The organism is Halomonas huangheensis (genome assembly GCF_001431725.1).
Taxonomy (GTDB): Bacteria; Pseudomonadota; Gammaproteobacteria; order Pseudomonadales; family Halomonadaceae; genus Halomonas; species Halomonas huangheensis.
In genome coordinates this window covers 2,671,690-2,695,248 of the sequence record NZ_CP013106.1, presented here as the reverse complement: position 1 = coordinate 2,695,248, position 23,559 = coordinate 2,671,690, and the positions used below count along the sequence as shown (strand labels likewise).

Annotated in this window: 18 protein-coding genes; 13 read left to right on the top strand and 5 right to left on the bottom strand. The window is 57.7% G+C overall.

Annotated features, from left to right (window positions below; all coding sequences use genetic code 11):
- The first annotated feature begins 18 nt into the window (after positions 1–18).
- From topA to AR456_RS11745, 4 genes are all read left to right on the top strand, one after another.
- The gene (topA, locus tag AR456_RS11760; RefSeq protein WP_021817184.1) at positions 19–2,652 is read left to right on the top strand and encodes a type I DNA topoisomerase; all 2,634 of its coding nucleotides are present in this window, start codon (positions 19–21) and stop codon (positions 2,650–2,652) included.
- The gene (locus AR456_RS11755) at positions 2,649–3,122 is read left to right on the top strand and encodes a DUF6586 family protein (protein WP_031206896.1); all 474 of its coding nucleotides are present in this window, start codon (positions 2,649–2,651) and stop codon (positions 3,120–3,122) included. Before topA ends, AR456_RS11755 begins: the two co-directional genes overlap by 4 nt.
- A 171-nt stretch (positions 3,123–3,293) precedes the next feature.
- Positions 3,294–3,908, top strand: coding sequence for a L,D-transpeptidase family protein (locus tag AR456_RS11750; protein WP_021817186.1), 615 nt, complete (start codon positions 3,294–3,296; stop codon positions 3,906–3,908).
- A 177-nt stretch (positions 3,909–4,085) separates the two neighbouring features.
- Complete coding sequence (locus AR456_RS11745) at positions 4,086–4,349, top strand: Lpp/OprI family alanine-zipper lipoprotein (protein WP_021817187.1); 264 nt, start codon at positions 4,086–4,088, stop codon at positions 4,347–4,349.
- 336 nt (positions 4,350–4,685) lie between these two features.
- On the opposite strand, the gene AR456_RS11740 is transcribed toward AR456_RS11745, so the two are convergent.
- Together AR456_RS11740 and mfd are read right to left on the bottom strand one after the other, a co-directional pair.
- Positions 4,686–5,750 (bottom strand): L,D-transpeptidase family protein, encoded by a 1,065-nt coding sequence (locus tag AR456_RS11740; protein ID WP_021817188.1) that lies wholly within the window; start codon positions 5,748–5,750, stop codon positions 4,686–4,688.
- A gap of 130 nt (positions 5,751–5,880) precedes the next feature.
- Entirely contained in the window at positions 5,881–9,330 is a 3,450-nt protein-coding gene (gene mfd / locus AR456_RS11735) for a transcription-repair coupling factor (protein WP_021817189.1), read from the bottom strand.
- Between the two features lie 319 nt (positions 9,331–9,649).
- Between mfd and AR456_RS11730 the strand changes: the two genes are divergently transcribed.
- The 9 genes from AR456_RS11730 to sthA all read left to right on the top strand — a co-directional run bounded on the left by AR456_RS11730 (position 9,650) and on the right by sthA (position 19,536).
- A complete protein-coding gene (locus AR456_RS11730) occupies positions 9,650–11,110 on the top strand; it encodes a glyceraldehyde-3-phosphate dehydrogenase (protein WP_021817190.1) in 1,461 nt (486 codons plus the stop codon).
- A 295-nt stretch (positions 11,111–11,405) separates the two neighbouring features.
- A complete protein-coding gene (locus tag AR456_RS11720; RefSeq protein ID WP_021817192.1) occupies positions 11,406–12,755 on the top strand; it encodes a Na(+)-translocating NADH-quinone reductase subunit A in 1,350 nt (449 codons plus the stop codon).
- Complete coding sequence (locus tag AR456_RS11715) at positions 12,755–13,981, top strand: NADH:ubiquinone reductase (Na(+)-transporting) subunit B (protein ID WP_021817193.1); 1,227 nt, start codon at positions 12,755–12,757, stop codon at positions 13,979–13,981. Before AR456_RS11720 ends, AR456_RS11715 begins: the two co-directional genes overlap by 1 nt.
- Positions 13,981–14,817, top strand: a complete 837-nt coding sequence (locus AR456_RS11710; protein ID WP_021817194.1) for a Na(+)-translocating NADH-quinone reductase subunit C — start codon at positions 13,981–13,983, stop codon at positions 14,815–14,817. Before AR456_RS11715 ends, AR456_RS11710 begins: the two co-directional genes overlap by 1 nt.
- 2 nt (positions 14,818–14,819) lie before the next feature.
- Complete coding sequence (locus AR456_RS11705; protein WP_021817195.1) at positions 14,820–15,488, top strand: NADH:ubiquinone reductase (Na(+)-transporting) subunit D; 669 nt, start codon at positions 14,820–14,822, stop codon at positions 15,486–15,488.
- A gap of 1 nt (position 15,489) precedes the next feature.
- Positions 15,490–16,107: an NADH:ubiquinone reductase (Na(+)-transporting) subunit E gene (gene nqrE, locus AR456_RS11700; protein WP_021817196.1), complete on the top strand. Its 618-nt coding sequence runs from the start codon at positions 15,490–15,492 to the stop codon at positions 16,105–16,107.
- A gap of 59 nt (positions 16,108–16,166) precedes the next feature.
- On the top strand, positions 16,167–17,399 hold the full coding sequence (nqrF, locus tag AR456_RS11695; protein WP_021817197.1) for an NADH:ubiquinone reductase (Na(+)-transporting) subunit F: 1,233 nt from the start codon (positions 16,167–16,169) through the stop codon (positions 17,397–17,399).
- A 316-nt stretch (positions 17,400–17,715) separates the two neighbouring features.
- Entirely contained in the window at positions 17,716–17,973 is a 258-nt protein-coding gene (gene nqrM / locus AR456_RS11690) for a (Na+)-NQR maturation NqrM (protein ID WP_021817198.1), read from the top strand.
- A gap of 165 nt (positions 17,974–18,138) precedes the next feature.
- A complete protein-coding gene (gene sthA / locus AR456_RS11685) occupies positions 18,139–19,536 on the top strand; it encodes a Si-specific NAD(P)(+) transhydrogenase (protein ID WP_021817199.1) in 1,398 nt (465 codons plus the stop codon).
- Positions 19,537–19,682: 146 nt separating this feature from the next.
- Here the strand turns inward: sthA and AR456_RS11680 are convergent, their stop codons facing one another.
- The 3 genes from AR456_RS11680 to AR456_RS11670 all read right to left on the bottom strand — a co-directional run bounded on the left by AR456_RS11680 (position 19,683) and on the right by AR456_RS11670 (position 23,392).
- Complete coding sequence (locus AR456_RS11680; RefSeq protein WP_021817200.1) at positions 19,683–20,105, bottom strand: DUF488 domain-containing protein; 423 nt, start codon at positions 20,103–20,105, stop codon at positions 19,683–19,685.
- Between the two features lie 219 nt (positions 20,106–20,324).
- A complete protein-coding gene (locus AR456_RS11675) occupies positions 20,325–21,650 on the bottom strand; it encodes an HlyD family type I secretion periplasmic adaptor subunit (RefSeq protein WP_021817201.1) in 1,326 nt (441 codons plus the stop codon).
- Positions 21,647–23,392, bottom strand: a complete 1,746-nt coding sequence (locus AR456_RS11670) for a type I secretion system permease/ATPase (protein ID WP_021817202.1) — start codon at positions 23,390–23,392, stop codon at positions 21,647–21,649. The genes AR456_RS11675 and AR456_RS11670 overlap by 4 nt, the downstream gene beginning before the upstream one ends.
- Between the last annotated feature and the right edge of the window lie 167 nt (positions 23,393–23,559).

Here is a 23,559-nt window from a genome sequence, read left to right as displayed (position 1 = left end):
CGAATATTGTGGAGTGCTATGGGCAAGTCTCTGGTCATTGTCGAGTCGCCAGCCAAGGCAAAGACGATCAACAAATACCTCGGCAACGAGTTCATCGTGAAGTCGAGTGTGGGTCATATCCGTGATCTGCCGACCAGCGGCTCGGGCAAATCTGCTTCCGATCCCAGCGAGCGTGCGCGTCAGGCGGCAGCCACGCGCAAGATGTCGGCAGATGAAAAGGCGGTCTACCGCAAGCGCAAGGCCCAGCAGCAGTTGATTCGTCGTATGGGCATCGACCCGGACAATGGGTGGGAAGCCACCTATGAGGTCCTGCCCGGCAAGGAGAAGGTCGTCGCTGAACTCAAGAAGTTGGCGGCCAAGGCCGACACCGTCTATCTCGCAACCGATCTTGATCGCGAGGGGGAAGCCATTGCCTGGCACCTTCGCGAGACCATCGGGGGGGATGAGCAGCGTTATCGTCGCGTGGTCTTCAATGAAATCACTCGCAACGCGATCACGGAAGCTTTCGACGATCCCGGCATTCTGAATATTCCGCGTGTCGAGGCGCAGCAGGCGCGCCGTTTTCTCGATCGCGTGGTGGGTTTCATGCTCTCGCCACTGTTGTGGGCCAAGGTTGCCCGGGGGCTGTCAGCCGGACGCGTGCAGTCGGTTGCCATGCGTCTGATCGTTGAGCGTGAGCGCGAGATTCGTGCCTTTATTCCCGAGGAGTTCTGGGACGTTCATACTGATCTGGCCACGCCAGATGGTGAAGTGGTGCGCTTCGAGCTGGTTCGTGATGCTCAAGGAGCTTTCCGTCCTACCAGTGAGAAGGAAACGCTCGAGCGTATTGCCGGACTCGACAAGGCAAAGTTGGCGATTACCTCGCGTGAGGACAAGCCGACCCGCTCGAAGCCTGGCGCCCCCTTCATTACCTCGACCCTGCAGCAGGCGGCGAGTGGTCGTCTGGGCTTCTCGGTCAAGAAGACCATGACCCTTGCCCAGCGTCTTTACGAAGCGGGTTACATTACCTATATGCGTACCGACTCAACCAATCTCTCGGGTGAGGCTGTAGAGAGTGCGCGTGACTATATCGGCAGTGAGTTTGGCAAGCGTTATCTGCCGGAATCACCGAATCGCTATTCAAGCAAGGAAGGCGCTCAGGAAGCGCACGAGGCGATCCGGCCCTCGGATGTCCAGCGTCGTGCCACCGATCTCAGCGGCATGGAGCGTGATGCCGAACGCCTGTATGAGTTGATCTGGCGCCAGTTTGTGGCCTGCCAGATGACTCAGGCTGAGTACCTGTCGACCACACTGACGGTCGAGGTCGACGGCTTTGAGCTCAAGGCACGTGGCCGGGTTCTCAAATTCGACGGTTATACACGGGTCATGACTCCCATGGGCCGCAAGGACGAAGACCAGTCGCTGCCGGACCTTCAGCAGGGCACGGCGATGACCATGGAAGCGCTGGATCCACGCCAGCACTTCACCAAGCCGCCGGCACGCTATACCGAGGCCAGCCTGGTCAAGGAGCTGGAAAAGCGTGGCATCGGCCGCCCGTCGACCTATGCGGCGATCATCTCGACCATTCAGGATCGCGGCTACGTCAAGCTCGAGAACCGGCGCTTCTATGCCGAGAAGCTTGGCGATATCGTCACCGAGCGTCTCAAGGAATCCTTCCCCGACCTGATGGATTACTCCTTCACGGCACGCATGGAAGACAACCTCGACGAGGTGGCGGAAGGCCAGCGCAACTGGCAGGAACTGCTGGATGCCTTCTACGACGAGTTCCGCAATGAGCTGCTCGAGGCCGAAAGCGAGGAGGGCATGCGCCCGAATCAGCCGGTTCCTACAGACATTGACTGTCCTACCTGTGGACGCAAGATGCAGATTCGGACAGCATCTACGGGCGTCTTCCTTGGCTGCAGTGGCTACAATCTGCCGCCCAAGGAGCGCTGCAAGACCACCATCGACCTGTTGCCGGGCGAGGAGGCTGTGGCGGCGGACGCTGGAGAGGATGCGGAAACCGACGCACTGCGTGCCAAACAGCGTTGTCCGGTGTGTTCGACGGCGATGGACAGCTACCTGATCGATGAGCATCGCAAGTTGCATATCTGCGGCAACAGCCCGGATTGCTCCGGTTATGCCATCGAGGAAGGCAAGTTCCGTATCAAAGGCTATGACGGTCCTGTCATCGAGTGCGACAAGTGTGGCTCGGAGATGCAGCTCAAGGCTGGGCGTTTCGGGAAATACTTTGGCTGCACCAATGATCAGTGCCGTAATACTCGCAAGCTGTTGCGCAATGGCGAGGTGGCTCCACCCAAGATGGACCCGATTCCGATGCCGGAGCTGGCCTGTCAGAAGGTCGAGGACCATTACGTGCTGCGTGATGGCGCCAGTGGCTTGTTCCTTGCGGCCAGCAAGTTCCCGCGTAACCGCGAGACACGTCCGCCGCTGGTCAAGGAGCTCAAGTCTCACGCCAGCGAACTACCGGACAAGTATCACTACCTGCTGGATGCTCCGGATCAGGATCCGGATGGCCGGCCGGCGCAGATTCGTTTCTCACGCAAGCTCAAGGAGCAGTTCGTGATGACCGATGATGACAAGGGCAAGGCAAGCGGCTGGAAAGCGACCTTTGATGGCAAATCCTGGCAGGTAGAGGACAAGCGCAAGTGACACCAAGGGCCAGGACCAACCAGCTTTTGTATCAGGCGGAACTGTTGCTCGGCATTGAGGCAGGTGACGATGAGCACCGAGAAGCACGACGCTGCGCCAGCGAGGAGGGGGCCCTGGCCTTGCTCGAGTTGGCGCTGGATGCCCTGCTGCGCGATGTTTCCACGCATGCTCAACTGGATTCCCGCCACTGGCGGGATCTACTGCTGGGCGATGATGACGATAATGTCATCGCCGAGTTGCAGCGACTTCGCAGCCTGGCGGCCGATCCGGAGAGCTGGTTGGGTTGGTTGCTGACTCGCTTGAATGCGTTGCATGGTGATGAGGGAGCCGGGTCGAAACGTGGTGCCGTCAATGCTCAGTTGATTTCCAGCAGCCACTCAGCGGCACCGCTGGATGAACAATTGCGCCGATGTATTCGCGCTGCTCGGGACGAGATTGCTGCACTGCGTGAGACGAGTGAAGAGTGGTAAGGTTTAATTGTCTCTTTTTGGATACATGTAGCCGGTGTTGCGTGTAGCTATATGTAAAGAGAGTGCTCCGCAGGTGGTATAGATATCGGAAAGAATGCGGTATAACCTGCTTCTTGTGATGTAACAGAAAATTACCAGTTCTTCTGAAATTCGATAAAGAGTTCAAGAGACATGTCTGGAATCACCCGTCGCTATCTGCTCCAAATGATACTTGGGGCATCCTTGCTACTACCGGTGACTGGTTGGGCGAACACCGGGGAAATAGACGATCAGTTACGGCGTGCCATTGTGCCAACTTCGACCAATGAGGTTTGGGTGCTGATCGACAATCAGCAATCCAACCTGACGGTGTACCGAGGTAACGTGGAATTGGCGCGTTACGCCCCCATTCGTTTCGGGCGCGGAGGTGCTGATGTCCAGCGTGTAATGGGCGACAGAACCACGCCAATGGGCGAGTTTCACGTCAATCGCTTCAACTACGATAGCAAGTTCGACATCTTCATCGGGCTCGACTATCCGACGCCTGTGCATGCGCGCATGGCGCTGGATGCCGGGTTATATACCGAGCATGATTATGACGCCTATTTCGATTACTATCGGCGTCATCGTAGCCCACCTCAGGATACAGTGCTGGGTGGGTACATTGGCATCCATGGTGTTGGTGAGGGTGACATGAATATCCATCGCAATCTCAACTGGACGGATGGTTGTGTCGCTGTCACCAATCAGGAAATTGAACAGCTGGCTTCGTTAATTGGAGTTGGCACTCGCGTCGTCATCCGCTAGTCTTTAGGGGCGCAAAGGACGACGAAGACTCTGGACAAGCGCCGTTTTCTATAATAAAACAGCGTTTGACTCCTGTGCTTCGCAGCACAAGTCGCTGCAAGAAAGGCCTGCCTTTGCAGGAAGCCTGATGCGTAAGCATCACCAACGAAGTACCAAGGAAGACTCAAGGAGAACACCATGACTCTGAAGACTACTCTGAAGCTGACCGCTGCTGCCGCATCTCTGGCCGTTCTGGCTGGTTGCGCTTCTTCCAGCGCTCTGGAAGAAGTTCGTACCACTGCCGAGCAGGCTCAGGCTGACGCTTCTCAGGCTCTGAGCGTTGCTAACCAGGCTCAGGCTACTGCGACCCAGGCTCAGCGTGACGCACAAGCGGCTCTGCAGCTGTCTCAGCAGAACCGTGAAGAGATGAACCGCATGTTCCAGACTTCCATGCGTAAGTAATCATGCTTTCTCCCCTCGGGGAGTGACATGATTTAGACAGAGGCCCCGCCGAAAGGTGGGGCCTCTGTCGTTTTCGGGCTACGGGCTACGGGCTACGGGCTACGGGCTACGGGCTGCGGGCACGCTGCGCTCGAGCTGTAGGTAGGGAGGGGTAAGAAGTAAGAGGCGAGAGGTAAGAAATAAGAGGCGAGAGGTAAGGGGTAAGAAGCAAGAGGTAAGTGGTAAGCTCGCCTGGACCCCAGCTTTTGCCAGCTCGTCGTTCGTTGCCCGCAGCTTCTCGCCAAAAAAAAGCACCCCCGGTTGGGGGCGCTTGATGAGAGGATTGCTGTAAATCGCTCAGCCTTCCTTGCTCTCTACCTCGTCTTCTTCGACATCTGCTGCTGCGCTGACCAGCTCGATGTGGTCATACAGCGTTCCGGGCAGCGGCTGAGGCTCCTGGGGCTCCGGAGTGATCAGGGCATAGGGAACGCCGGAAGAGCTCTCTACGGCTTGCTTGAGGCGTTCGTAGTCGATCTTGAAATCACTGTCACTGGCTGCAGCATCAGCATCTTCGATCGCGTCGGTGACGCGCTCGAGGTTGTCGACCTCTTTCTCTTCCTCATCCAGCACAGGGTAAACCTGGGCATAGAGCTCGCCATCCATCCAGCCGAGCTTCACCGGCTGATTGACGAGGCGTACACGAGTGCCAACGCCAACCTGGTCGAACAGGCGCTCGACATCTTCAGGCAGCATGCGGATACAGCCATGGGTAACGCGCATGCCGACACCTTCAGGCTTGTTGGTGCCATGGATCAGGTAGCCGGGAATCCCCAAGCGCATCTTGCGTGTGCCCATAGGGTTTTCCGGTCCGGGCGGGACGACGCCAGGCAGCGGCCGGCCGGCTTCGGCATGCTCGCGGCGAATGGAGGCAGGCGGATACCAGGAAGGGTTGCGCGTCATTTCAGTAATGGTGGTGGCGCCGAGAGGGGTCTTCCAGTCCATGCGGCCGACAGCGATCGGGTACGTCTGGACGACATCGCTGTTGGCGGGATAGTAGTAGAGACGCATTTCGGCGACGTTGACGACGATGCCGCTGCGTGGTGCGTCAGGCAGGATGAACTGACCGGGGATCACGACTTCGGTGCCTTCGCCGGGATACCAGACGCTGACATCAGGATTGGCGCGCACCATGGCGTTGTAGCCCAGTCCATGCTCATGTCCGATGGAAATCAGTGTGTCATCTTCCTCAGCGGCGACGCTGTATACGCTACCGATCAGATCGCCTTCATCAGGCAGTTCATAGTAGCCGCGCGGCAGTTCCTCGGCGCTTGCCATTGAAGAAGCCAGGGCTCCGACAACACCAATGGAGATGGCGATACGGGCCAGGGAGCGGGGGACGAGGTGGGATATCATTGATGTCATGTCTCGACTCAATTGTGGAAACCTGACCGGGGATTAGCCAGTCACTGTTTAGCGGTAATTCGAATGCGCATAGCTTGCCTGCACTCGGCTATCAATGCCAGCCCCGGGAGGGAGCTGGGATGCAATATGTTCAGGCTGCCTCTGTCTTGCGGTTGAGAGTGTCCAGCAACTGCTCGACGGCCTGAAAGCGAGCCTCTTCGTTGTCCATCGAGGACTGGAAGCGCAATGTGTCGGCGCCTTCCAGTCGATAGGTCTGTGGTGCATGCTGAATCATCTCAACCAGCACCAGCGGGTCCACCGCTGTGTGTCGCCCGAAAATGATGCGTCCACGCTCTGCGCCGGCCTCGAGACGCGCAACCCCCAGGCGTTCGGCTCTATGCCTCAGGCGGGTCTGGCGCAGTAGTGTCTTGACCGGGCCGGGTAGAAGCCCAAAGCGGTCGATCATCTCGACGCGAAGCTCCTTGAGTTCGCCATCATTCTGAGTATTGGCAATTCGCTTGTACATTACCAGTCGTTGCTGCACATCGTGCAGGTAGTCGTCGGGGATCAACGCAGGAAGATTGAGGCTAACTTCGACACCTTGTTCCAGCGGGGCCTCGATATTCGGAGTGCGGCCTTCACGGATGGCCTTCACCGCACGATCGAGCATCTGCATATAGAGGCTGTAACCAATGGCTTCCATCTGTCCACTCTGTTCGTCGCCCAGAAGCTCGCCTGCGCCACGAATTTCCATGTCATGACTGGCCAGGGTGAAGCCTGCACCAAGATCCTCGGCCTGACCGATGGCCTCGAGGCGCTTGAGGGCGTCTCGGGTCATGGCGCGGGGCGGCGGTGCCAGCAGGTATGCATAGGCCTGATGGTGGCTGCGGCCAACGCGGCCGCGTAATTGGTGCAACTGGGCGAGACCAAACTTGTCGGCGCGTTCGATGATGATGGTGTTGGCGGTAGGCACATCGATCCCGGTTTCGATGATGGTCGAGCACACCAGCACGTTGAAGCGCTTGTGGTAGAAGTCCGACATCACGCGCTCCAGCGAGCGCTCGGGTAGCTGGCCATGGGCAACGCCGACACGGGCTTCCGGGACCAGTTCCCGCAGTTTCTCGGCGGCGGCCTCGATGGTCTTGACCTCATTGTGCAGGTAGTAGACCTGACCGCCACGCAGGATCTCGCGCAGGATGGCCTCCTTGATCACCGCTTCCTCGCGCTGTTGGACAAACGTCTTGACCGACAAGCGGCGGGCAGGAGGGGTGGCAATGATCGACAGATCTCTAATGCCACTCATTGCCATGTTCAGTGTCCGCGGGATCGGTGTGGCGGTCAGCGTCAGTACATCGACTTCGCTGCGCATGCCTTTGAGCCGCTCTTTCTGTGCGACACCGAAACGATGCTCCTCGTCGATGATGGCTAGTCCCAGGCGTGGGAAGCTGAGCTGACGAGACAGCAGTTTGTGAGTGCCGATGATGATATCGGACTTGCCGTCACGGATACGCTCGAGGGTTTCGTTCTGCCCACTGCCACTGGTAAAGCGGGAGATCAGTTCGATATTGACAGCGGTGTCGGCGAAGCGGTCGCGGAAATTCTCATAGTGCTGACGGGCGAGCAGGGTGGTCGGCACCAGTACTACGACCTGGCGCTCGGATTGCACGGCGAGGAAGGCGGCGCGCATGGCAACCTCGGTCTTGCCGAAGCCGACATCGCCACACACCACGCGATCCATGGGGCGAGGAGCCGTCATGTCGGCGATTACCGCCTGAATGGCCACGCGCTGATCGGCGGTTTCCTCGAAGGGGAAGTTGGCCACGAAGCGGGCATATTCGTCATCCGGGGCCTGGCAGGCGTAGCCTTCGCGAGCCTCGCGTCGGGCATAGATGTCCAGCAGTTCGGCGGCGGTATCGCGAATCTTCTCTGCCGCCTTGCGGCGTGCCTTGTCCCACTGTTCAGAGCCTAGACGGTGTAGTGGTGCAAGCTCATCATCGGCGCCGGCATATCGTGAGATCAGTTGCAGGCTATCCACTGGCACGTAGAGCCTGGCGCCTTCTGCGTATTCCAGGCACACGAACTCAGCGGCCTGGCCACCGGCTTCGAGGGTTTCCAGGCCGCGATAGCGCCCGACACCGTGTGCCTGGTGGACCACAGGCGCGCCCGGTTTGAGCTCCGACAGGTGACGGATGGCCATCTCGTTGTCGTCGGTGGCCTTGCCCTGACGCCGAGTCTGTCGCACCACTTCACCGATCAGCTCTGTTTCGGTGATCAGAGTGATGCCTGCGTCGGTCAGTTCTGCCCCCGAAGCCAGTTCGCCCTCGGCGATGGCGCGTGGTGCGTCACTATCGAGAAACTCCGTGAACGATGCAACGACCGGTAGGTTTGCAGCGACCGGAGACAGCGTCTCTTCCAACGCTTCGCGACGTCCGCGTGATTCGGCAACAAACAACACCCGTTGTTCGCCATGTTGCTGGAGCCATTTGTCGAGCGCTGCCAGCGGTTGATGGGCTCGAGCATTGATGGCCACTTGCGGCGCAGGAGCCGCCAGCGGAGCGATGGCATGAGGGTGGTCATGGTCGCGAACCAGTTCGATCCGAGGGTGATGCTTGATCAGCCCGAACAGCTCCGCCTCGGGAATAAAGGCGCGATGGGGTGGCAGTAATGGCCGGGTCGGGTCTACCCCCAGATTTTCATACCGGCTGCTGATGGCTTGCCAATGGTGCGTGGCTGCGTCGCGTACACCCGGCAACATGGCCACGCGAGTGCCTTCGGCGAGGTGGTCGAACAACGACGCGGTTTCCTCGAAGAACAGTGGCAGATATTGCTCGAGCCCGGGGGAGGGGATGCCCTTGAGGGCGTCGACGTATAGTGGGCATTGGCGCGGGTCGACATCGAACAGGGTCTCGAAGCCTTCGCGGAAGCAGGCAATCGCCGAGCGTGACAGTGAATATTCGTGCGCAGGAAGTAGATCTATACGCTCGATCTTGCCGGCACTACGCTGATTGTCTGGATCGAACACCCTCAAGGAGTCGATCTCATCGTCGAACAGGTCGATACGCAGCGGCGCATCGCTACCCATGGGAAAGAGGTCGATCAGTGCGCCACGCAGAGCGTATTCGCCGGGCTCGTAGACGGTCTCCACGGCACGATAACCCGCGCGGGAGAGCTTCTCTCGAAAGGCTTCGCGATCCAGCTTTTCGCCGGTTTCCAGCGTCAATACTCGCCCAGCGATATAGTCCACTGGCGACAGGCGCTGCATCAGGGTGTTGATGGGCACCAGTACAATGCCATGCACGCCGTCCTGCAGATGGCGCAGGGTACGTAGTCGAGCGGAAACGATGTCCTGGTGCGGCGAGAAGCTATCGTACGGCAGGGTTTCCCAGTCAGGGAACGGCAATACCGCCACCTCGGCGAGAAACTGCAACTCGTTCTCCAGTCGCACAGCCTCAGTGGTATCGGCAGTGATCACCAGTAGTGGCGCATCAGTGGCGAGGCGCGACAGAGCCAATGCCGTGGCGGCGCCCGGTGGCTCCAGCCAGAACAGAGTGTCTCTGGTGCCACGCGGACGCGGCGGATCAAGCGGCGAAAAGGTTGTCATGCGAGTCTTGTCGATGTCGGTGGGTGACAGGCACTGCCATAAATCGTAAGTCTTGAGCTATAAGCTATAAGCCTCGGGCGGCGAGCCACGGGTTGGCTGGATCAGAAGCCGGGGAACGGGGTTGCTTACAGCTTTTGACTAGCAGCTTACAGCTTGCCGTTTACATTGCCCTTCATCATACCAGCCTCATTTCCGTCATGTAGTCAAATAGCTATTTCTGTAATGCGCCTACAGGGAATGCGACCATACAGCGATTGCCCTGTCTGAATCGTGGTCAGATAATACGAACGTTTTCCTGCCCCCTACATAGAGGTCCCCCGTGAGCCAGCAACCTGAAATTGTTTTCCAGGAATGGCACGACAATCAGGCGATTGCCGAGCAGATGATTCCTCTGATCGGTAGCCTGTACCGCCGTAATAACGTGGTCACCACCATGTTCGGTCGTTCGCTGTTCAATCGCAGCGTCATCCGTATTCTCAAGGATCATCGCTTCGTGCGTAAGATCGAGGGAACTGAACTGTCGGTGAGAGACACTTTCCCGCTGGTTCAGGCGATGGCTGAGCTTAATCTCGGACCTGCGCATGTTGATGTCGGCAAGCTGGGTGTAGCCTTCAAGAAGCAGGGCGGTGGTGATGCCATGGCCTTCATTCGTGAGCACCTGGCTGAGATCGTCGATAGCCATGACCCGCAGGCGGGAACCGGCGAACCCAAGGATGTCGTGCTCTATGGCTTCGGTCGTATCGGCCGTATCCTTGCGCGGGTGCTGGTCGAGAAGGCCGGTGGCGGTAACCTTCTGCGTCTGCGTGCGATAGTCGTGCGCGGTCGTGGTGATATTGCCAAGGACCTTGAGAAGCGCGCCAGTCTGCTGCGTCGTGACAGTGTGCACGGGCCTTTTCATGGCACTATCAGTGTCTGCGCGGAATCACGCACCCTGACGGCCAACGGCAATGTCATCCAGGTGATCTACGCCGATTCGCCGAGTGAGATCGACTATACCCAATATGGCATCACCAATGCGGTCGTCGTCGACAATACCGGTATCTGGCGCGATGAGGCTGGCCTGTCTCAGCACCTTGAGTGCAAGGGCGTGTCCAAGGCTCTGCTGACGGCTCCCGGCAAGGGCGATGTCAAGAATATTGTCTATGGCATCAACCATTCCGATATCAGTGCCGAAGATCGCATCATCTCTGCAGCATCGTGTACCACCAATGCCATCGTGCCGGTTCTCAAGGTGCTCAATGATGAATATGGCATCGAGCATGGTCATGTGGAGACCGTGCACAGCTATACCAATGACCAGAATCTGATCGACAATTACCACAAGGGTGATCGTCGCGGTCGCAGTGCCCCTCTCAATATGGTGTTGACCGAGACTGGCGCCGCCAAGGCGGTAGCCAAGGCCCTGCCTGAGCTGGGTGGTAAGTTGACCGGTAATGCCATTCGGGTGCCGACGCCCAATGTGTCAATGGCGATTCTCAACCTGTCTCTGAACAAGGAAGTCGATCGTGAGGCGCTGAATGACTATCTGCGTCGCATGTCCATCGGTTCCGACTTCCAGAAGCAGATCGATTATGTTGATTCGCCGGAAGTGGTTTCCACCGATTTCGTCGGCAACCGTCACGCGGGTATTGTCGATGCCAAGGCAACCATCGCTCAGGGGCGTCATGCGGTGTTGTACGTTTGGTACGACAATGAATTTGGCTACAGCTGCCAGGTCATTCGTATCCTGCAGCAAATTTCGAACGTGGCGTTCCTGAAGTTGCCTCACGCTGCCCATTAAAGCGCTGGAAAACGCTCGCTAGCGGGTTTTTTCGATCGTGCATACCCCTTGCAGATATTGATCTGCAAGGGGTTTTTTATGTGTTTTTGGCACATATTTTACCGATCTGATCGTCGTTGCGACGTTCGATCATGTAGTCAATCCGGTGCCTTCTCTTTATAATACGGAGGATTTTTTCGGGGGTGGTTCGAGCTCGCCTCGGCGTGATAGGCAATGCGATCAAGATAACAAGAATTCCTCTCATTTCCATCGAACCCCTGTCCATCATTCAACGATCCATCAACTGGGCGAGACTATGATCGAAGTCAAGAAAGGCCTGGATCTCCCCATCGCGGGCGGGCCGGAGCAGCGTATCGAGGATGCGCGGCCGGTTCGTCACGTGGCAATCCTGGGGACCGACTATGTTGGCATGAAGCCAACCATGGAGGTCCGGGAAGGGGACAAGGTCAAACTGGGCCAGCTACTGTTCACCGACAAGAAGGTCGATGGGGTGCGTTTCACGGCACCGGCGGCTGGTGAAGTCGTGGCGGTCAACCGTGGTGAGAAGCGTAGACTTCTGTCGGTAGTGATCAAGGTTGACGACAGTGAGGAAGCGGTGGCCTTCACCGCACATGGCCGGGATGGCCTGGACAAGCTCGAGCGTCAGACCGTGGTCGATCAACTGGTCGAGTCCGGTCTATGGACCGCATTGCGCACACGCCCTTTTTCGCGCACGCCAGCCCTCGATTCCATACCTCAGGATATCTTTGTCACCGCCATTGATACTCAGCCGCTGGCTGGCGATCCGTCGCTGGTGATTGGTGAGCGTGCCGAGGCATTCGAAGATGGTCTCAAGGTCTTGACGCGTCTGACCGAGGGCAAGGTGTTCCTGTGCACCGCGCCTGATGTCAGCGTGCCAGGCGTCGGTGTCAGTGGTGTTCAGCACGAGACTTTCGGTGGCGTGCATCCGGCTGGTCTGGTTGGCACTCATATCCACTACCTGTCTCCGGCGTCTCTGCAGCGTCGTGTATGGCATATCGGCTATCAGGATGTCATCGCCATCGGTGCCTTGTTCAGCGAAGGTAAGCTGGATACGCGTCGCGTTGTCGCCATCGGTGGTCCACGTGCCGAGAAGCCGCGTCTGGTACGCACCCGTATTGGTGCCAGCACTGATGAGCTGTTGGCCGGTGAGGTGAAGGCTCCGGACGATACTCGAGTGATCAGTGGCGGTGTATTCTCTGGCTTCACTGCCGAAGGCGGCTTGCGTTACCTGGGACGCTTCCACAATCAGCTCAGCCTGCTTGAAGAGGGTAACAAGCGTGCCTTCATGGGCTGGTTGTCACCCGGTGGTAACCGTCATTCGGTATTGGGTATCTACCTTTCGAAGATCAAGGGTCTGAGCAACTACGCGCCGGACACATCCACCAATGGCTCCGAACGTGCCATGGTGCCGGTGGGGGCCTATGAGAAGGTCATGCCGCTGGACATCCTGCCGACGCAGTTGCTGCGTACGTTGATTGTCGGCGACATCGAGACAGGGATGCAGTTGGGCTGTCTTGAACTGGATGAGGAAGACCTGGCGCTGTGCACCTACGTGTGCCCAGGCAAGTACGAATACGGTCCCATCCTGCGCGATAACCTCACCATGATCGAGAAAGAGGCCTGATGATGGGTATTCGACAGACACTCGATAATCTCGAGCCGCACTTCCACAAGGGCGGCAAATACGAGAAGTTCTACCCGCTGTATGAAGCGGTCGACACCATCTTCTACGCACCGCCGAGTGTGACCAAGACCACTGCTCACGTGCGTGATGGTATCGATCTCAAACGCATCATGATCACGGTGTGGTTCTGCACGTTCCCGGCCATGCTCTTCGGTATGTGGAATGCCGGCTGGCAGGCCAATGCCGCCATTGCCGGTGGTTTCGAGAGCATGGGCGGCTGGCGCGAGATGATCCTGCTGACCCTGGCCGGTGGCCATGAGGCTGGCAGTTTGTGGTCCAACTTTGTGCTGGGTGCCACCTACTTTATTCCCATCTACCTGGTGACCTTTGTCGTCGGTGGTTTCTGGGAAGTACTGTTTGCCATCAAGCGTGGCCACGAGGTCAACGAAGGTTTCTTCGTCACCTCGGTGCTGTTTGCGCTGATTCTTCCAACCACCATCCCGTTGTGGCAGGTGGCGTTGGGTATCACCTTCGGTGTGGTGATCGGCAAGGAAATCTTCGGCGGTACCGGCAAGAACTTCCTCAACCCGGCGCTGACCGGTCGTGCCTTCCTGTACTTTGCCTATCCGGCGCAGATCTCTGGTGATTCGGTCTGGGTTGCCGCGGATGGCTTTACTGGTGCGACGCCACTTTCTACCGCTTACACCAGCGGTATGGCGGCACTTCAGGATCAGTACAGCTGGTGGGATGCATTCCTCGGCTTCATCCCCGGTTCTGTCGGTGAGACGTCGACATTGGCGATTCTGATTGGTGCGGTGGTATTGATTGGTATGGGGATCGCCAGCTGGCGCATCGTGCTGGGGGTATTCCTCGGTATGGTGGCGATGAGCGCGATCTTCAATCTTGTAGGTTCCGATTCCAACCCGATGTTTGCCATGCCCTGGTACTGGCACTTCGTGTTGGGCGGTTTCGCCTTCGGTATGGTGTTCATGGCCACGGATCCGGTATCGGCATCCATGACCAATCCAGGCCGGTACATCTTTGGCGCTCTCATTGGTGTGATGACGGTATTGATCCGCGTGGTCAACCCGGCTTTCCCCGAGGGCATCATGCTGGCGATCCTGTTCGCCAACCTGTTTGCGCCTCTCATCGACCACTTCTTTGTTGAGGCCAACATCAAGCGTCGTGCCAAGCGCACCGCCGTGGTGGCCAAGGAGAGCGACTGATGGCACAAGGCAACAACTCCATCAAGAAGATCCTGACGGTTGCATTCGCACTATGCCTGGTGTGTTCGATCATCGTCTCGACTGCTGCCGTTGCCCTGCGTTCCAAGCAGGAGCTCAACCAGGAGCTGGACCGCAAGACCAATATCCTGGCGGTGGCGGACCTCTATGAGCAGGGCATGAGCGTACAGGATGAGTTCTCTCGTGCTGTTACGCCGCGTGTAGTGGACCTGGAAACCGGTGAGTACACGGATTCCGTGGACCCGGAGACCTTCGATGGCTATGAAGCTTCTCAGGATCCGGCTCAGTCGCGCACACTGTCCGGTGAACGCGATATCGCGGGCATCAATCGTCAGGAAAAGTACGCCACGGTCTACCTGGTCGGTGATACCGATAGTCCTGAGCAGATCATCCTGCCGATTCGCGGTCAGGGTCTTTGGGGACTGATGCGTGGTTATCTGTCGATTCAAGGCGATGGCAATACCATCAGTGGTATTACCTTCTTCTCCCATTCCGAGACACCAGGTCTGGGTGGCGAAGTCGATAACCCGCGCTGGAAGGCCCAGTGGGAAGGCAAGGAGGTCTATGCATCTGCCGACGCCATGGAACCGTCCATTGCACTGGTCAAGGGTGGTGCGAGCGAATCGACCGAAGTCGACGCGCTGTCTGGCGCAACGCTGACCAGCCGCGGTGTGACCCATCTTGTACAGTTCTGGCTGGGACAGGAAGGCTTCGGTCCTTACCTCGCGCGCTTCCGTGGCGGCGTGGAAGGTGCTGATGCCCCACAGGCCAGTGCTGATGAAGCTGCCAGCACTTCCGACGCAAGCGAAGGAGCCTGATCATGTCTGCACCGACTCCCAAGGGCGTTATCGTCACGCCCATCTTCAAGAACAACCCCATCGCCCTGCAGATCCTCGGTATCTGCTCGGCACTGGCGGTTACCAGTAGCCTCAGCGTTTCGCTGGTCATGACGATAGCGGTGATTTTCGTCACGGCCTTCTCCAGCATGTTTGTCTCGCTGATTCGTAACCATATCCCGTCGTCGATCCGGATCATCGTGCAGATGACCATCATCGCGTCGCTGGTTATCGTGGTTGATCAGCTGCTCAAGGCCTTCGCCTATGACATGTCCAAGCAGCTGTCGGTGTTTGTTGGTCTGATCATCACCAACTGTATCGTTATGGGCCGTGCCGAAGGCTTCGCCATGACCAATACTCCGGGACTGTCATTCCTTGATGGCATCGGTAATGGTCTGGGCTATGGCTTCATCCTGATGACTGTCGGCTTCTTCCGCGAGCTGTTTGGTGCCGGTAGCCTGTTCGGCATCACCATCCTCGAAACCGTGCAGAACGGCGGCTGGTATGTGCCCAATGGTCTGCTACTGCTGCCGCCGTCGGCGTTCTTCATTATCGGTCTGTTGATCTGGGCGCTGCGCGCGATCAATCCTGAACAGATCGAGAGCAATGAGTTCGTCATGAAGGCCAACACCGAGCCCAAGGAGGCCGTGTAAGATGGAACATTATCTGAGCCTCTTCGTTGCTTCGGTCTTCGTCGAGAACATGGCGTTGGCCTTCTTCCTTGGCATGTGTACCTTCATGGCGGTATCCAAGAAGGTCTCCTCAGCCATTGGTCTGGGTATTGCGGTGGTCGTGGTATTGACCATCACTGTCCCGGTCAACAACCTGATCCTGAAGTATCTGCTGGCGGAAGGCGCGCTGTCATGGACGGGTATCTCCGGTGCCGAGAACATCGATCTGACCTTCCTGGGGCTGCTGTCCTACATTGGCGTTATCGCCGCTCTGGTCCAGATCCTCGAGATGTTCCTCGACAAGTTCGTGCCCGCGCTTTACAACGCCCTGGGTGTGTTCCTGCCGCTGATCACCGTGAACTGCGCCATTCTTGGCGGCACTCTGTTCATGGTCGAGCGTAACTATAACTTCGGTGAGTCTGTGGTTTACGGGCTTGGCGCAGGGTTTGGTTGGGCTCTGGCGATCACGGCACTGGCCGGTATTCGTGAGAAGTTGAAGTACAGTGACGTGCCTGCTTCATTGCAGGGACTGGGTATCACCTTCATCACTGTGGGCCTGATGTCGCTGGGCTTCATGTCCTTCTCCGGCATTCAGCTCTGAGCGCGATCCGGCGGCCTTTGCCGCCGGGTACACGGAAACGCTAGCAATAGGAAACCGACATGGTTGATACAACAGTCATCGTGCTCGGCGTCATCATGTTCACCGTTATCGTCATCAGTCTGACGGCGGTGATTCTGGCGGCCCGCAGCAAGCTCGTCAGTACTGGCGACGTGACCATCGAGGTCAATGGTGACCCCGAGCATACCCTGACTACTCAAGCCGGCGGCAAGCTGCTCAACACTCTGGCAGCCAACGGCATCTTTCTTTCTTCCGCCTGTGGTGGCGGTGGCTCCTGTGCCCAGTGTCGCTGCCGCGTCAGCGACGGTGGCGGCTCGATCCTGCCGACCGAGGAATCACACTTCACCCTGCGCGAGAAGAAGTCCGGCTGGCGCCTGTCCTGCCAGGTTCCGGTCAAGCAGGACATGAAGATTGAGGTGCCCGAGGAGGTCTTCGGCGTCAAGAAGTGGGAATGTGAGGTCATCGAGAACCCCAACGTTGCCACCTTCATCAAGGAGCTTAACCTCAAGCTGCCGGAAGGCGAGGAAGTCGCTTTCCGTGCAGGTGGTTATGTGCAGCTGGTTGCTCCGCCCTATGACGTCAACTTCTCCAATTTTGATGTTGAAGAAGAGTACCGCGGCGACTGGGAGAAGTTTGGCCTGTTCAACATCTCCCACAAGAATTCCGAAGAGGTCATCCGCGCTTACTCGATGGCCAACTATCCGGAAGAGAAGGGTATTCTCAAGTTCAATATCCGTATCGCCACGCCTCCGCCCAACTCCAGTCATCCGCCTGGCCTGATGTCGACTTACGTCTTCAACCTGAAGGCAGGCGACAAGGTGACGGTCATGGGTCCCTTTGGTGAGTTCTTTGCCAAGGACACTGATGCCGAAATGGTCTTCATCGGTGGCGGTGCTGGTATGGCGCCGATGCGCAGTCATATCTTCGACCAGCTCAAGCGTTTGCACAGCACGCGCAAGATGACCTTCTGGTACGGTGCGCGCTCCTGGCGTGAGACCTTCTACAACGAAGAGTATGACAAGCTGGCTGAAGAGCACGACAACTTCACCTGGCACCTGGCGCTGTCTGATCCACAACCGGAAGATAACTGGGAAGGTCCGACAGGCTTCATCCACAATGTGCTCTACGACATGTACCTCAAGGATCATCCGGCTCCGGAAGACTGCGAGTACTACATGTGTGGGCCGCCGATGATGAACGCCTCCGTGATCAAGATGTTGAATGACATGGGGGTTGAGCCCGAGAACATCCTGTTGGATGACTTTGGCGGCTGATCCTCAAGCACTGCCAGAAGCCGGCCTCAGGGCCGGCTTCTGCGTATCGGAATCCACCATTTTCTGGCATAATGGAGGCGTCCAACGAGGTGTCAGGGCATGTTGATGACGGCGGTGATGAGACTCGCCAGACGTCCCACTCGCAGGGTGATCACCATTCCCGGACATCCCGTGAACCTTGAAGACACCCAGCATGACAATCTGCCACTTCTGGAACTTCACACAGAATGTAGTGGTCATCAGTCAAGGGTGACGATAATCAACGAGTGCTGCCTACAGGCAGTACCGTACGCCGACCGTAGGCGAGGAGTTGAAGATGGGTATTTTTCTGATCGTGCTTGTTGCCATGTTGTTGGTCGTAGCGGCGATGGCAATTGGAGTTATTGTCGGGCGTAAACCGATTGCCGGTTCCTGCGGTGGGCTGAACCAACTGGGCCTCAAGGACGGTTGCGAGATCTGCGGCGGGAAGGATGAGGTTTGCGAAGAGGAGTCCCGCAAGCGTAGCGGTAGTTCACGTCGACGTAGCGATGAGAACCGCGGACTCGATCTCGGCTACGATGCCACTCGTCGTTGAGATGGCTGAAGGCATCGAGCCGATAGTATCGACATAGGCAAATAGACGGCGCCCCGAGGGGCGCCGTCCACGTAGAAGCGCGGGCATTGCATGTGCTGGCTTTCTGAAGCATAGACCTGATTTGTCGGAATCACGGTTTCGCGAGTACCCCAGTAAGGAGAGACAATGGCAGTCCACAACTATGACGTGGTGGTGATCGGTACCGGACCAGCCGGAGAGAGTGCAGCGATCAATGCGGCCAAGCATGGCAAGCGCGTCGCAGTGATCGAGAAGCAATCCCACGTCGGTGGTAACTGTACTCACTGGGGTACGATTCCTTCCAAGGCGCTGCGTCACCAGGTGCGCCAGATCATGTCGTTCAATACCAACAGCATGTTTCGTGATATTGGCGAGCCGCGCTGGTTTTCCTTTCCCAAGGTGCGCGAGCGCTCGCGTGTGACCATCGATCAGCAGGTCGTCATGCGCACCAACTTCTATGCCCGTAATCGCATTGACCTGTATCAGGGGATTGCGCGTTTCAAGGACGAGCATACTCTGGTGGTGAGAGGCAGTGCTGACAAGCAGGACGAACTGGTTGCCGAGCAGATCGTTATTGCCACTGGCTCACGTCCCTACCGACCGGCGGACATCGATTTCCGCCACCCTCGAATTTACTGCTCTGATACTATCCTCGGGCTCCAGCACTCACCGCGTACCCTGATCATCTTTGGTGCGGGGGTTATCGGCTGTGAATATGCCTCGATCTTCTCAGGGTTGGGGCTCAAGGTCGACTTGATCAATAACCGCGACAGTCTGCTGTCATTCCTCGATGACGAGATCAGTGATGCCTTGTCCTATCACCTGCGCAAGCACGGTGTGTTGATTCGTCACAATGAGGAATATGAGCGTGTCGAGGGCACCGACAATGGTGTGACCGTTCACCTCAAATCAGGCAAGCGTCTGCGTGCTGATGCTTTCCTGTGGGCCAATGGACGTACCGGTAATACCGATGAACTGGGCCTGGAGAATATCGGTCTCAAGGCGAATGGGCGTGGGCAATTACAGGTCGATGAACACTATCGCACCGAGATTCCTCATATCGTTGCTGCAGGCGACGTCATCGGTTGGCCGAGTTTGGCCAGTGCCGCGTACGATCAGGGACTCAATGCCTGCAACAAGCTGCTGGAAAGCGACTTCCGTTACGTTACCGAAGTGCCAACCGGGATCTATACCATCCCCGAAATCAGCTCCTTCGGCCGTACCGAACGAGAGTTGACCGAAGCGCAGGTGCCTTACGAAGTGGGCCACGCGTTCTTCAAGGACACCGCGCGGGCGCAGATTACCGGCGATACGGTTGGCATGCTCAAGATCCTGTTCGACCAGGAGAGCCTGGAAATCTACGGTATCCACTGCTTCGGCGACCAGGCCTCGGAAATCGTGCACATCGGTCAGGCGATCATGCAGCAGGAGGGTGCGGCCAACACTCTGAAGTACTTCGTCAACACGACCTTCAACTATCCGACGATGGCTGAAGCCTATCGTGTCGCGGCGCAGAACGGGTTGAATCGGGTGTTTCAGCGCTGACCAAACCCGAGCGGTAAGTTAGAAGCTGTAAGTTTCAAGAGGGAAAAGGGAAATAACCCCGTCTCCGGCTCGGATTCCTGTGAGCCGCAATGCGGTGCTTGCCAGCTCTCGGCTCGCAGCCGGATGCTCGTTGCTTACGGTACGGCTTACGACTCCTCCCCCTTCCCATAGCACGGCGGTGATGAGGGCAGGGCATCCGCCTGGTCCTCTTGCTGCAGTGCTTCGATAATGGCGTCACGAAGGATGGGTAGATGGGAAGCATCAATGCTTCGAGTGGCAGTCAACAGCGTCAGACGACCCTGACGGGCCTGCTTCATCAGCGGGATAAGACTCTGCGGCTGGTCACGTAATTCGCCGCGATAGCGCACCTCGAAAACAGTGCGACTGATGGCTTCATCGTGATACTGACGGCGCAGGGTATGGCTGGGGGACGCATCGCGATACCAGTCGGCCAGCGCCAGGGCTTCACGACGCCGGCCGCGTGGCCAGAGACGGTCTACCAACACGCGTGCCCCATCATCCTCTTGAATAGTCTGATATACGCGCTTGAGGACGATATCGTAGCTCATGGGGCTCCTCCTTCGAGCTCTGTCAGGGGCGGACAGCGACATCCTGTCGGGGAGGGCGGGTCAAGACTTCATCAGCCCGCCATAGTCGCTTTGGCGGGAGTATAACCAGGATGGGAGCGAGGGACGAGGCTGGAGCGCCTTCAACTGGGGGCACACCACCTCTTACATCTTACATCTTACTTCTTACTTCTTACTTCTTACTTCTTACTTCTTACGCCTTCATTCCTCCCTCATCGCTCTGGCCAACATATCCGTCACCGGTTTGGCGATGTAGCTGGCGAAGCTGCGGTCTCCGGTCTGGAGCATGACTTCTGCCGGCATGCCCGACAGTAATCGCATGTCGTCTGTCATGTCGCCTTGTCCTGCTTTGGTGACGCGAATACGCACCTTGTAGTAGCGATTGCGGGTTGCTTCGTCTTCGAAGCTGTTGGCGCTGACATGGGTGACTTCTCCGTCGATGACGTTGGTCAGGCGCTGGTTGAAGGCGCTGAAGCGAATCTCCGCGGGTTGGCCCATATAGATGTGATCGATGTCGTGATTGGCGATGCGGGCTTCGACGATGAAGCCGTCACTGGCCGGAACGATATCCAGTAACGGATCACCACCACCAATCACCCCGCCCAGGGTGTGTACCTGGAGTCCGACTACGGTACCCGATACCGGAGCAATTACTTCCGTGCGACGCAACTGTTCAGTGAGAGCGATAAGACGCTCTTCCGCATCCGTGACCTCGGATTGGACCTGACGCAAGGCCTCGCCGACCTGCTGCTGGAATTCCTGAACCTGGATGCGTTTCTGAAGAGCATTTTCGCTGATCTGCGAGCGCAGTCGTGCGACTTCGGCGGCATGGCCCGCATTATCACTCTGATATTCCAGACTTTCTCGCTCCATTTCATGCATCCGCTGGCTGTTGATCAACCCGTTGCGAAACAGCCTTCGGTGGTTGGCGACTTCCGAGTTGAGTGAACTGATACGTTGTGCGGTTATCTGCTGCGTCTCCTCAAGGCCGACGATCTGCTGTTCCAACTGGACGATCTGCTCATCGAGGGAGGCGAGGGTGCCTTGCAGCGACTCGCGGCGCGAAGTGAACAGACGGCGCTGGACTTCCAGTACCTCCTGTACCCGTGAATGACTGGAGTTGACCAGTTCCTGCGGAAATTCCAACGATTCGGCACCGGCCTGCTCGGCCAGTAGGCGGATTTCACTGGCACGAGAGATTAAATAGTTTGCCTCTGCGATCTGCTTCTGTGAGCGAGTCTGAGTGTCGTCGAGCTCGACCAGCACATCCCCGGCCTGAACGTGGTCGCCGTCCTCAACCAGAATCGATTCGACGATGCCGCCTTCAAGGTGCTGAATGGTCTTGGTGAAGCTTTCGACCGAGACCGAGCCCGGGGCGACCACGGCGACCGACAGATTGGCCAGCACCGACCAACTGCCGAATCCGCCGAAGCAGATGAGCAGTATGACGATGCCGAGTCGCCGGTATTTACGATCCTGCAGTGGCAGTTCTTCCTTCTGCTCCGCGACATCGGAAGTGGCACTCATGATTTCGGCTCCTCATGTGACTTGCTGTGCCCCCGAGCGCTGGGACGTAAGGTGGTGACGCCGGATACGGAGTTGCCGGCTGCGGTTCTGCGGGCGACAGCGGAAAGTCGTTCCGGTGGTGCAAGTGATGCCACTCGCCCATCGCGCAGCACCAGTATTCGGTCGACCTGCTGCAGCAGATGCTGGCGGTGGGTAATGATCAGCGTGGTGGTGTGGTGCTGTCGCAGCTGCAATAGACATTCGGCGAGGGCAGATTCACCGTTTTCATCGAGATTGGCATCCGGCTCATCGAGCACCACCATGACAGGGCTGCCATAAAGTGCACGGGCCAACCCGATGCGTTGGCGCTGACCGGCAGAGAGAGAAGCTCCGCCATGACTCAGCCAGGTGTCATAGCCCTCGGGAAGACGCAGGATCATGCTATGTACGCCGGCAAGAAGGGCTGCCTCGACAACAGCATTGGCATCGACCTCCTGGAAACGAGCGATGTTGTCGGCTACGGTGCCGTCGAATAGCTCGATATCCTGAGGTAGGTATCCAAGGTGTGGACCCAGCGCGGTGCGGTCCCATTGACCGATATCGGCGCCATCGAGGCGCACGTGGCCGAGTTGGGTCGGCCAGATACCAAGCACAACCCGCGCCAGGGTTGATTTGCCTGCAGCGCTTGGCCCGACGATGGCGATCTGCTCGCCTTTCGCCAGCTTCAAGTTGATGTCATGGAGGGTTGGCAAACGTTCGCCCGGCGGCGCGGCGTTGACACCTTCAAGCGTCAAGGCACCCCGTGGTTGTGGTAGGGGCATACCAGCTGGTTTTGCCGGAATGGTATTCAGCAGCTCTTCTAGCCGCCCGCGGGCGGTACGCGCGCCGGAGTAGCTCTTCCAGCCATTGATCATTTGGTCGATCGGAGCAAGAGCGCGTCCCATCAGAATCGAGCCGGCAATCATCATGCCGGGAGTGATGTCGCCCGCCAGCACCAACCATGCCCCGAGGCCGAGAATCAGTGACTGGAACATCAGGCGCAGCACTTTGGAGGTATTGGTCAGCAATCCGGCTCGGTCACTGGCCCTGGATTGCAGCACCAGGTACTCGCGATGGCGTGCCGTCCAACGCCCCTGGATGCCCTGCAACATTCCCATCGCGTGCAGAACTTCGGCGTTGCGTAGATTGCTGTTGGCCAGATCCTGGGCTGCGACATGTTGGCCATTGGCCTCACTGAGCAGTGCTCGGGTCATCCACTCATTGATCAAGGCGATAACACCGAGAATCACACCTGCGATGACGGCAAACAGGCCGAACAAGGGATGAAATAGCGCCAATACGGCAATATACACCGGGACCCATGGCGCATCGAAGAATGCGAAAAGACCATTCCCGGACAGGAATTGGCGCATGGTGGTGAGATCGTTCAACGGCTGGGCCGATGGTTTGCCGGGCATCATCAGTGAACGCTGGAACATGGCGCTATACAGGCGTGGACTGATCAGCACATCCAGCTTGTTGCCGACCCTTACCAGGATTCTCGAGCGCATCAGCTCCAGTCCGCCCATCACCAGAAACAGAAACACCACGACCAGTGTCAACATCAGCAGTGTCTCCTCACTGCGCGTGGTAATGACACGGTCGTAGACCTGCAGCATGTAGAGCGGAGGTACCAGCATCAACAGGTTGATGAACATGCTGAATAGCCCGACATACAGGAAACTGCGTCGACAATAGCGCAGCACCTTTCCCAGGTCACTCATGTTGTGTAGCCCCTTGTTGTGTAGCCCCTTGTTATGGAGTCCCGTCTGCGGGTTTATTTTTTTTGCCGGCTTGAGCGGTTTCAAGAGTGTGCCGAGGCCGGGAAGTTTCCCTGTTTATAATTTTTAATGTCCTTTTTCAGGCGATGTGCCTTTGGATAGTAATGCCT